Origin of the sequence: Streptomyces camelliae, from assembly GCF_027625935.1 — a bacterium.
Classification (GTDB): Bacteria; Actinomycetota; Actinomycetes; order Streptomycetales; family Streptomycetaceae; genus Streptomyces; species Streptomyces camelliae.
In genome coordinates, this window is record NZ_CP115300.1 from 8,801,274 (window position 1) to 8,812,610 (window position 11,337).

General features: G+C 72.6%; 8 protein-coding genes. 2 read left to right on the plus strand and 6 right to left on the minus strand.

Going from position 1 to position 11,337, the window contains the following annotated elements; translation table 11 throughout:
* Positions 1-46 precede the first annotated feature (46 nt).
* The 4 genes from O1G22_RS40530 to O1G22_RS40545 form a co-directional block, all read right to left on the minus strand.
* The gene (locus O1G22_RS40530) at positions 47-793 is read right to left on the minus strand and encodes a PP2C family protein-serine/threonine phosphatase (protein WP_270085880.1); all 747 of its coding nucleotides are present in this window, start codon (positions 791-793) and stop codon (positions 47-49) included.
* A 73-nt stretch (positions 794-866) separates the two neighbouring features.
* A complete protein-coding gene (locus O1G22_RS40535; protein ID WP_270085881.1) occupies positions 867-2,240 on the minus strand; it encodes a molybdopterin dinucleotide binding domain-containing protein in 1,374 nt (457 codons plus the stop codon).
* Between the two features lie 146 nt (positions 2,241-2,386).
* Complete coding sequence (gene ftsH, locus O1G22_RS40540) at positions 2,387-4,387, minus strand: ATP-dependent zinc metalloprotease FtsH (protein WP_270085882.1); 2,001 nt, start codon at positions 4,385-4,387, stop codon at positions 2,387-2,389.
* 171 nt (positions 4,388-4,558) lie between these two features.
* Positions 4,559-5,650 (minus strand): Dyp-type peroxidase, encoded by a 1,092-nt coding sequence (locus O1G22_RS40545; protein ID WP_270085883.1) that lies wholly within the window; start codon positions 5,648-5,650, stop codon positions 4,559-4,561.
* A 121-nt stretch (positions 5,651-5,771) separates the two neighbouring features.
* Between O1G22_RS40545 and O1G22_RS40550 the strand changes: the two genes are divergently transcribed.
* Entirely contained in the window at positions 5,772-7,079 is a 1,308-nt protein-coding gene (locus tag O1G22_RS40550; protein ID WP_270085884.1) for a right-handed parallel beta-helix repeat-containing protein, read from the plus strand.
* Positions 7,080-7,234: 155 nt separating this feature from the next.
* On the opposite strand, the gene O1G22_RS40555 is transcribed toward O1G22_RS40550, so the two are convergent.
* Positions 7,235-8,875, minus strand: a complete 1,641-nt coding sequence (locus O1G22_RS40555) for a rhamnogalacturonan lyase B N-terminal domain-containing protein (RefSeq protein ID WP_270085885.1) — start codon at positions 8,873-8,875, stop codon at positions 7,235-7,237.
* A 167-nt stretch (positions 8,876-9,042) separates the two neighbouring features.
* Between O1G22_RS40555 and O1G22_RS40560 the strand changes: the two genes are divergently transcribed.
* Complete coding sequence (locus O1G22_RS40560; RefSeq protein ID WP_270085886.1) at positions 9,043-10,218, plus strand: hypothetical protein; 1,176 nt, start codon at positions 9,043-9,045, stop codon at positions 10,216-10,218.
* A 169-nt stretch (positions 10,219-10,387) separates the two neighbouring features.
* Here the strand turns inward: O1G22_RS40560 and O1G22_RS40565 are convergent, their stop codons facing one another.
* Positions 10,388-11,326 (minus strand): DMT family transporter, encoded by a 939-nt coding sequence (locus O1G22_RS40565; RefSeq protein WP_270085887.1) that lies wholly within the window; start codon positions 11,324-11,326, stop codon positions 10,388-10,390.
* Positions 11,327-11,337: the final 11 nt, after the last annotated feature.

Genomic DNA, 11,337 nt, shown 5'->3' on the forward strand with positions numbered 1-11,337 from the left:
CGCAGCTGCCGTACCGCAGGGGCCGCTCAGCTCCCGGCGGCCGCCGTCATCGTTCCACGACACTCATCACGGCGAGCGTGATGTTGTCCGGTCCGCCGGCGGCCATGGCGGCCTTCCAGAGTTCGAATGCGGCCCGTCCGTCGTCGTGTTCGCGCAGTACGTCGTCGAGGACGTCGTTCGGCAGGGGGTCGGTCAGTCCGTCGGTGCAGATCAGGTATCGGTCGCCGGGGGCGAGGGACACGGTTGTCACATGAGGGGCGACAGGGCGGTACTCCGCGGTGCCGCCGAGGGACTGCGTCACGAGGGAGGTGGTGCGCCGCCCCGGTTCCGGCGTCGGGCTGTCGTCCGTGCTGACCTGGAGCACCCCGTCCCGGGGCACGGCGAAGACCCGGCTGTCGCCGACGTTGAACACCAGCAGCGACCCCGGCAGTACGACGGCTCCCGCGACGGTCGTGCCCATCGTGGCCAGCGCACCACCGCTCGCACGGGCGGCCGCGTACACCTCGCGATTGCAGATGTCGAGGTCCTGGCGGACCTCGTCCTCACCGGCCAGACCAGGCCCGCTCGCGGCGAGCCGGCGGACCACCAGGGCGCTGGCCACCTCGCCGCCGGGCTGGCCGCCGAGCCCGTCGGCGACCGCGACCACGAGCGGTGTGCCGAGCCGGAACACCAGCGTCTGCGGATTCTCGGTCACGGTGGAGCACACGGTCCACGGCCCGACGACCAGGCTGTCCTCGTTGCTGTCGCGGATCAGCCCTGGATGACTCAGCGCGGTAACGGCGACGTACGTCATGGAAGCCAGTACCTTCCCAGCTCGGAGTCTTCGGCCCCGGCCACGATCCGTGGCGCGCCGGCGTTCGTGCGGTTCATCGTGCGCCGCCTGTCGACGCGTCGTGGACACGTACCGCCATGACCTGGTACTCGGGGCACGACGTGGCGGTGTTCGCGTGCTCGGAGGTGGCGCGGTTCACCCTGCTCGCGGTGAAGCGGAAGGAGCAGAAGGCCTGGCCGGGGGGCGCCTGTTCGCTGACGCGGGCGGTGAGCCGGGCCCGGCCGTGGCGGCCGTCGACGCCCACCCGCGCGCCCTCCCGCAGGTCGTACCGGGCGGCGTCGTCGGGATGGAGGTCGAGGAGATCGACGGGGTCGAGCGCGCTGGTGCCGCTGTGGCGGGTCGTGCTACCGGAGTTGTGGTGAGCCCAGCGCCGCCCGGTAACCAGGAGCAACAGGTAGTCGTCGTCGGGTGGTTCGCCAGGCGGAAGGTACGGCGCAGCGGCGAGGTGGGCCCGCCCGTCCGGTGTGGCGAACACCTGCACGGCGGTGCCCGTGCCGTGCACGGACCGGCCGAAGTGCCCGTCGGCGTACGCCCGCGCCACCGCCTCCCGCATGCGCGCCAGCGCTCGCGGATACTCCGAGCGGACCAGCGCCACGGCCTGGCGCGCCCCGCAGGCGAAGCAGGCCAGCACCAGACCCTCCGGCACCCGTTCCGGGGCCGCTTCCCTCAGCAGCCGGTCGGCGAAGGAACCGGGATCACCCTCGTCCCCGTCGGCGACGACGGTGCCGGGCGCCCGCCCGACGGCCGCCCACTTCGTGGCCACCCGGCACCCCGCGCCACCGCGTCCCCGCAGCCCCGACGCGGCGACCTCCGGCCCGACCCGACCGGGAGTACCGGACGTCACGATCCGCGGCCACACCTGCCGGGCGGGCTCACCGGCCGGCAGACGGCCCAGCAGGACGGGATCGCCGGTGTCGTCGGCCGCCGGAATCGCCGCATCCCGGGCGACGGCGCGTCCCGCGAGCTGAGCGGCCGGCGTCGGGCCCGTACGCGTTGCGTCACCGTCGAGCGCCGCGGGACCCGCGTAGCAGTGCCCGAGGCAACGGACGGCCTGCAACGACGTCTCCCCGTCCGGTGTGGCAGCCCCCGCGGCGACACCGAGCTCCCGCTCTACGCCACACAGGTGTCGTCCGAGCTGCGCGGCGAAGCACGCCGTCGCCTCGCACACCCGGACCTGGCGGCGACCGTGCGGGGCGGTGAGGTCCGCGTAGTGACCGGCCGGTCCGAGCGCGGCGGCCGCAAGCAGCCCCATACCGGCGGTGACCGCAGGAGCCCGGACCCCCGGGCCGTCCGCCGTTCGCGCCCTGGCCTCGGCCAGCGACCCGACCAGCCGCTCTCCCGGCCGGCCGCGCCGTTCTGCCAGGGCCCGGAACGCGTCGAAACGGTCCACAGGGCCCGTGGGAACCATGCCCTCATCGTGGCGGCGGCGCCACAAGGTCGCAATCGCGCATCACGGCTCGCGGATGCCTGCGGTGGCTGCCCGAGCCTGCCGCGCTGTCGGCGAACGGCGGGCACCTGGCCCGAGGCGCCGTGGCTCACCGATGATGCCGGCGATCACCGCGGCGGGTCGTGTGTGCCCGGCTCGCGGCGATCAGGGCTCGGCGAGGCGTCGACGGCGAGGGCATCACCTGCCCCGTCAGCCCGGTCACGTTCCCGGCACAGGACGTCGAGGACGACGGAGCCGTCGACGGTCTCGTGGGCGACCAGTTGTCCGGCCAGGTCGTCCAGGGCGGTCCGGTGGTCGCGCAGCAGCGCGGTCGCGCGTTCCTCGGCCTGGCGGAGCAGACGAGCGACCTCCTCGTCGACGATGCGCTGGGTCTGCTCCGAGTACGGCGGCCGGCCCGGCTCGTCGGCCGTCTCACCGAGGAAGTGCGGATGGGCCGAGGCGTAGCCGATCGGGCCGAGTGCCGAGGAGAGGCCGAACTCGCGGACCATGCGAGTGGCGATCTGGGTGGCTCCGGCCAGGTCGTTGGCGGCTCCCGTCGATCCCTCGCCGAAGGCCACGAGTTCGGCCGCCCGCCCGCCCAGGCGCACCGCCAGAAGGTCGGTCAGATAACTCTCGCTGTACAAGTGACGTTCTGCTTCCGGGAGTTGCTCGGTGACTCCCAGGGTGACGCCGGCGGGCAGGATGGTCACCTTGGCCACCGGGTCGGCGTGCTCGCACAGTGCCGCGACCAGGGCGTGACCCGACTCGTGGACCGCGACCGAGCGGCGCTCCTCGGGCAGCAGCGCGTTGGAGGACTCCCGGCGTCCCAGCAGCACACGATCGCGGGCGGCGTCCAGGTCGTGCGGTTCGATCCGGGTGCGGTCGTTCCGTACGGCGTTGATGGCGCCCTCGTTGACCAGGTTGGCGAGATCCGCGCCGGAGAACCCCGGGGTGGCACGCGCCACCGCGTCCAGATCGACCTCCGGGGCCAGGGTCTTGTCCCGGGTGTGAACGGCGAGGATCGATGCCCGCTCGGCCTGGTTGGGCAGCGGCACGGTGACCTGCCGGTCGAACCGCCCGGGACGCAGCAGGGCCGGGTCGAGGCTCTCGGGACGGTTGGTGGCGGCGAGGACGACGATGCCGCTGGACTGGTCGAAGCCGTCCATCTCGGACAGCAGCTGGTTCAGGGTCTGCTCGCGCTCGTCGTTGCCGCCCAGCCGGGTCCCGCCGCCGCGACGCGAACCGAGCGCGTCGATCTCGTCGATGAACACGATCGACGGAGCGCGTTTGCGCGCTTCGCCGAACAGGTCGCGCACCCGGGAGGCGCCGACCCCGACGAACATCTCCACGAACGCGGAGCCGGTCACCGACAGGAACGGCACGTCCGCCTCGCCGGCGACCGCCCGCGCGAAGAGCGTCTTGCCGGTCCCGGGCGGCCCCACCATGATCACGCCACGGGGGCCCTTGGCCCCGGCGGCGGTGTACCGGGCGGGATTGCGCAGGAAGTCGACGACCTCGCTGATCTCCTGCTTGACCCCGTCGTACCCGGCGATGTCGTCGAAGCCGGTGGTGGGCCGCTCCGCCTCGATGATCTTCGCGCGTGAGCGCCCGATGGCGCTCAGCCCGCCGGTCACCGACCCCGCGGCGCGGCGTCCCATCCACACGAGGAAGCCGGCCAGCAGCAGGAACGGCAGGAACGCGACGAGCACGGACAGCCATGGCGAGCCGCCGCTGCCGCTCTGCCGGGCGGTGATCCGCACATGGTGCGAGGTCAGCTGCTGCTGGAGCTGGGCGCCGGTGCCCAGCGCGGTGGGGATCTGGGTGGTGAACTTCGTGCCGTTCTTCAGGGTGCCGCTGACCGCGCCCTTGTCGCTGATGTCGACCATCTGCACCTGGCTGGCGCCCACCTTGCCGACGAAGTCGCTGTACGAGAGCGCGGTGGCGTGCGTTCCGGACCGCGCGCGCGAGAGCAGCAGGACCATGACCAGCGTCATCAGGACCCACCAGAACATCCACCGCCCGCCGAGCGGCTGCGGCGGCCGGGACGGAGGGGTGGGCGGTTCGCGCGGCGGCCCGGACCGGGCGGGCGGCGTCAGATGCCGGTGCGGCATCCGCACTCGTGTGATCACCGATCCCACGCCCTTCGACGACATCGATCCCCATCCACCAGCCTCCACCCTGCCGTCCCCGGACGGCAGGGGTCGAACGGCCCTGATGAGGCGCACCCCGGACCCGCACGGACCCGCACGGACCCGCACGGGCCGGCTCGGCCCGGCCGGTGCGCTGTCCTCCCGCCCCGGTCACACGAGCCCCGCCCCCAGTGGACGACCGGCCGCCCCCGGCAGTACGTACCCCACCGCCGAACCCCGGTGCTCGATGAAACGGCTCAACTCGTCACGCTCGGCGAGCCGTTGCTGGACCCGGACGAAGAGAGCGGGGTCGCGCATGTAAGCGAGGAAAAGCAGGCCGCGGTCGTCGGCTCCGTTGTCGTAGGAGTAGCCGCGCCGCAGCATGCGGGCACCGCCGTCGAGGTGCGGCGCGGCCGCCCTGATGTGGGCGTGGGGCGGGATGACGTAGCGGCCCTGCGGGGTCTTGGCGAACATGTCCGGCTGGTCGTGCTCACGGCTGCCGCCGAGTGGCGCGCCGTCGGCCCGGTGCCGCCCGATGACCTCTTCCTGGCGGGACAGGGGGAGCGCGGCGAAGTCTGCCACGTCGACATGGACGCGGCGCACCACGAGGTAGGTGCCGCCCCGGGAGTCCCACACCCAGCGTTCGCACTCCTCGGGAGCCGGGTTGGCGGTGCCGTCCTTGAAGCCGAGGACGTTGCGCGGGGTCTGCCCGGGCGGGGTGGGCGGCAGGAAGCCCGGCTGGCGCCAGCGGACGCCTCCGGCGGTGCGGCGGGTGAGCTCGCCCGCCGCACCCGCGACGGTGGCGGGGTCGGCCGCGCAGAACTGGACGAGGAGGTCGCCACCGCAGCCGGCGGGGTCCAACCGGTCCCCGGCAAAGATCGGGAGGTGCGGGACGGGGGCGGTGCGGAGCAGACCCGGTCCGACGGCGACCGTCACGGTGAGAGCCGCCCGCCGGGCCTCCTCCACGAGGCCGGGCAGCGCGCTGGTGAAACGGCCGAGGGTGGTGCGCAGCGCGGCCGGCCGGGGTTCGTCGAGGTCGTACGCGAGGAGGAGGACGTGGCGCTGCTGCGGTGTGCTCACCCCGGCCTGGCGGTCGCCCGCGAAGGGCCGGACGCGGGCGGCTTCCTGCGCCCGTCGGGCCACCGCGGACCCGTCCGGGCCGTACCGCGGCAGGCCCCTCGTGGAGGCAGCCCGGCCCTCCGGCGCCCCGCCGCACCCGGACACACCGGCGCCGAGTGCGGCGGCTCCGGCCGACCGGACCACCGTCCGACGGGAGAGCGCGCCCGGTTCGCCACCCGGCTCGCCGCGCGGCTCCGCATCAGCTGGCGTGTCGAAATTCGTAAACCTCCTCATTGGCACGAAAGGGACGATACATCTGCGTGTCATGCGATCGAATCTCATCCAACGAGGCATGGCGCGCCGCGTGGTGTGGCCGGCCATGGTGCTGCTGCTGGGCCTCGCCGGGGCGGCCGGGTGCAGTGGGCGGCAGTCGGCAGCAGGGCCGGCAGCCGGCCCGGCCGGCGGCGCGACCGGCGGTGCGGCCCGGGCAGGGGCCGGGGAAGGGGCCGTGGTGCGGGTGCCGCAGGACACCCGCTCCCTGCAGAAGGCGATGGACCGGGTGCGTCCGGGCGGCCTCGTCCTGGTCTCGCCGGGCGTGTACCGGGAGAGCGTCACCATCGCCAAGCCCCGTGTCGTGCTGCGCGGTACGGACCGCTCGGGCGTCGTCGTGGACGGCGAGTTCCGCCGCCCGAACGGCGTCATCGTCACCGGTGCCGGCTCGGTCGTGGAGAACCTGACCGTGCGCAACCACCTCGCCGACGGCGTGCTGTTCACCGGCGTCACCGATGCCCGCCTCCAGGCCGGCCGCGCGGGCGGCTCCGCCAACGACTCCCTGGACACCGAGAAGTTCCCACCCTTGCAGGGCTTCCGCGCGTCCTACGTGACCGCGCACAACAACGCGTTGCACGGCATCTACGTCTCCGACGCCCAGGCCGGCGTCATCGACCACTCCTACGCCTCCGGACAGGCCGACTCCGGCATCTACGTCGGTCAGTGCCAGCCCTGCTGGACGGTGGTGCGGGACAACGTCACCGAGCACAACGCGGTCGGCATCGAGGTCACCAATGCCTCCGAACAGCTGTGGCTGCTGGGCAACCGGGCATCCCGCAACCGGATCGGACTGACCGTCAACTCCAGCGACGTGGGGACCCTGGGCCCCCAGCACGGCGCGGTCGTCGCCGGCGACGCCTTCACCGACAACAACGACGCCGACAGCCCGGACCAGGCAGACGTCGGCTTCGGCATCGGGATCGGCACCGGCGGCGGACGCGACAACCTGTTCCAGCAGAACCTGGTCTCCGGCAACCGGGCCGCCGGGATCGTCATCAGCGACGTGCAGGGCTACCCCGCCACCGGCAATGTCGTACGGGACAACTCGGCCACCCTCAACGGCACGGACCTCGTCCTGAGCGCGGCCGACAGGACCGGCAACCGGCTCTCGGGCAACGGCAGGGCAGTGGTCGCCCGGCGGCTGACGGCGGTACCGGAGCCGCCGGGCGTGTCCTTCCGGAACGTCCCCGCACCCCCGGCGCAGCAGCCGATGCCCCAGGCGGCCACCCAGCCGCCCCAGCCGGCCGTCGGACTGCCCGGCACGGTGGAGGCCCAGTCGTACCGCATCCCGAGGTCCGGCTAGCCGGCACCGTCGTACGCCGCCCAACTCGGCCAGCCGGCTTTGCCGGTCGCGTCGCCCTTGGTCGTGTTCCCACCGGCACCGCGGACGTCTTCCTGCGCTGCGGCGCCGCCGGCCGCCCCGAACGCCGTTGCGCCTGGCGAGGGTGAGCGCCGGGATCAGTACAGCTCCACGCAGTCGTAACTCATGCCCGGGCTCAGATAGGAGCTGCCGCTCGAACCGCTGATGACGTTGATGGTCAGCGTGTTGGTGCCGGCGACGAAGGCGCTCGCCGGGACGGAGTAGGTGAACACGGTGTTGTTGCCGCGGTAGGTGCCGATGGTCAGGCTGCGGGAGCTCGGCTGGCCGGAGGCGCCGGGCGCGGCGGAGGTCCAGTCGTTCACGGTGATCTGGGGACGGCCGCCGGCGTAGGCGGCGGTGATGCCGATGCGGACCGTGCGGGCGGCGATCTGGGCGGAGGTGAGGGTGAAGACCACCTTGGTGGGGTTGTTGACGTCCTTCCACTGGTACGCCGGGAAGTCGGCGGCGGTGCTGCTGCCCACCGTGTAGGTCGTCGGGCCCCAGCTGCTCATCCGGGCGTCGGACGGGTGCATGGACGTCAGCCGGGAGCCGTTCTTGAACGACGTCGGTGTGCCGTTCCACTCGCCGATCCGGAAGAGGGCGGTCGGGGTCGTCCAGGCGGAGGTGATGTTCTGCCCGGTGGTGGCGGTGCCCGCGCTCACCGTCACGGTGCGCGTGGCGACGGCGAGTTCGTCCTGGTACAGCGTCTGGGTGTACGTCCCCGGCTTCATCATCGGGCTGCTGAAGTTGCCCGTCGACGGGTCGGGCGTGCACCAGTACTGCGCCGTGGCGCTCGCGAAACCGACCAGGGCGGTGGAGCCGCTCGCCACCCCGGACGCCTTGCCGCTCACATAGCCGCGCCCGGAGTCCGTCACCGCGCCGCGCAGGCCGAGCCCGTACAGGAAGCTCATGTCGGGTGCGTTGGGCGTGCTCGTGCCGCCGACCATCAGCGCGTACGGCCCGTACAGGACGCCGAGTCGCTGGCTCTCCGTCTGATTGTGGGCGGAGAACAGGTAGTTGTAGAGCTCGATCGACGAGTTCGTGCCCTGCTGCTCGATGTCACGGAAGAACGGGCCGCCGGCGCTGCTCTCCCGGTTGCCGTACACCATGTGGACGCCGATGCCGTTGCCCGTGACGCCGCGCGGGGTCAGTTCCAGGGCCCGGCGGTTGGAGTAGTACTTCGAGCGGGTCTGGCTGCCGACCAGGTAGATGTCCGAGGACTCGATGGCTGTGCCGCCGCTGATGTCGGACGGGGTGTTGATGCCGCTGAGGACGGAGCGGTTCAGGTACTGGATCCAGCGCAGCTCGCCGCCGCCCGCGGAGTCCACATAGGTGGCCATGTAGATCGTGTTCTGGCCGCTGACGACGACGAAGTAGTGGATCAGGGTGCCGCTGCCGTACCAGTTGGTGACCGACTCGGTGACGATGATGTGGTTGCCGGTCTGCGTGGCGGTGACGGTCGCCGTGCTGCCGAGACCCGACTCGACGTGGGAGCCCTTGGTGCCGGGGGGCTGGAGTTCGGTGCCGTTGTAGTTCAGCGAGGTCATGTCGCCGTTGCTCTGGCTGATCTTGAAGCTCAGACCGGCGCCGGTGTTCACGGTGTAATAGCCGCCGCCGCTGGTGTAGCCGAAGCCCGCGGCCTGGGCGGGCGCCGCGGCCGTGAGGACGGCCGCGCCCGCGCCGCCGAGGGGGACGAGAGCGGCGGAGGCCGCGAGCACGGATCGTCTGCTGATGGCCAATTCCGGTTCCTTTCATGGGGGTTGGAATCCGGGGGAGCGCAGAGGACGATGTGGAAAGCGCTTACCGTCAGCGGGGCAACGTAGCAACGCCCGTCACGCGCGTCAATCGGCGGCAACCATTGCGGGGCGGCCGGCAACTGCACGGCATCAACGAGTCGGAGGCAGACATGACTTCACGCAGACGCCGCACCACACGCCGTACCGTCATCGCCGCGGCCGCCGCCCTGGGCGCGGCCGCTGTCGCCGTGCTCGCGCCCGGTTCCTGGGCGGATCCGGCCGGCCCCGCCCCGGCCGCCCGGGCGGCGGTGGCGTTCGACGGCGCGGTGGGCTACGGCGCGTCGGCCACCGGGGGAGCGGGCGGGACCACGTACCACGTGACCAACCTCAGCGATTCCGGCAGCGGTTCGTTCCGGGACGCGGTGAGCGCGCCGCACCGTACCGTCGTGTTCGACGTGGGCGGCTACATCACACTGAATTCCGCGGTGTCCGTGGCCGACGACATCACCATCGAGGGCGACACCGCGCCCGGCCAGGGCATCGGCCTGCGCGGCAGGGAGGTGTCGTTCTCCAACTCCTCGAACGACATCGTGCGGTACGTCAGATTCCGGGAGGGCACACTCGACCCGGCGAACGGCAAGGCGAGCGTCGCGCTCGCCGACGCCAGCGAGATGATCTTCGACCATGTGTCGGTGGAGTTCGCCAAGTGGGACGACATCGACGCCGTGGGCGCGAAGAACATCACCGTGCAGAACTCGATCATCGCCGACCCGATCGGGCAGCGGTTCGCCGCGCACACCGAGGGCGGACCGTTCACCTGGTACCACGACGTCTTCGCCAACGCGCACAACCGCAACCCGCTGGCCAAGGCCGACACCCAGTTCATCGGCAACGTCGTCTACGACTACCAGGGCGGCTACACGGCCGGGAACTCCGGCGGGACCTTCCGGCACGACGTGGCCGACAACGCCTTCATCGCGGGACCCGTCACCGGCACGGCGTCCAACGCCTACTACCAGATGGCCCATCAGCAGGTCTGGAACAGCGGCAACGTCCTGGACGGCGACGCCGACGGCAAGCTCGGCGGCACGGCACTCGGCGTCGGCGCGGGCGCCACGCCCCTCATGTCCCCCTGGTCGTCCGCCACCGCACCCCTCGTGGCCGCCGCGGGCACTGCGCAGCACGCCTACGCGTACGACATCGCCCAGGCAGGCGATCTGCCCCGGGACGACGTCGACTCCCTGGTGATCGCCGACGTCACCTCGCTCGGCACCAGCGGACGGCTGTGGTCGTCGCAGAGCCAGACCGGGCTGGACAACGGCGGCTACGGAACCATCACCGGGTAGGTCTCCGCCACCGGACCAAGAGGCCGACGCGACGGCGCGCAGGGCTGTCGCACATGGACCTGCATCCCGACCGGCTGCCGTACCACATGCTGTGGCAGGACGTCTGGCAGGCTCAGGGCCCGTTCGGCCGGGGCACCGGCCGGCGTTCGAAGGGCTGGTCCCGGAGTCGCTACAGGGGTGGGGGAGCAGTCGTGGCTGTGGCCGGGCGGTCCATGGCCGGGGCCTCCTTCGCGGGAAGAGGGCGCCGGCGCAGGCCGACGACCAGGCCGAGGACCAGGACGGCGATGCCCAGCCACACCGACGGCCTGGGCGCGCCGCTGCCCGAGACGGCGCCGACGACCGCCGCGGCGAGCGGTGCGATGCCGGTGAGCAGCCCGGCTCGCCCGGCCCCGACGGCGCGGACCGTCGAGTACCACAGGACGAAGGCGACCGCCGTCACCATCAACGCCAGGTAACCGAGGGCCGCCCATTGAGCACCGGTCAACTCGCGTGCGGCCGAGGGCCCGTCCGACGTCACGCCGAGAACGGCCAGCAGCACGGCGGCCAGCCACGTCGCGTGCACGGACACGCCCCACGGCGCATGCCGGCGCAGCACCGGCACCGCGAGCAGGGTGAACCCGGCCTCGCAGCCCAGGGCCAGCACCGCCCAGGCCACCCCGACGGCATCGGTGCGGCCCGTGCCCTCCACCAGTACCGCGCCGGCCATGACGACAGGTGCGGCCAGCAGGACCTGCCTGCCCGGCCTGCGCCGCTCCAGCACCGGCCCCACCACCCCGAGCACCACCGGTACGCATGCCACCGCGACGGCGACCACCGCGGGCTCCGCGTGCGCGACACCGCGGACCACGGCCACGTTGAACAGCACCAGACCGGTGACCGCGATCCCGGCCAGCCACAGCCACTCCAGGCCGCGTGGCCACATCAGGCGGGCACCGGTGAGCCGGGCCATGACCAGCAGGATCGCGGTCGCGGCCGCGTACCGGATCGCCTGACCGGTGAACAGCGGGGCGTCGACGAGCGTGCGCGAGACGGTGACGCTGCTGCCGACCAGCGTCATCCCGGCCATGCCCGGCACGAGCCGGGCGAACGATGCGGAAGGTGTGTCCATACCGCCTACGC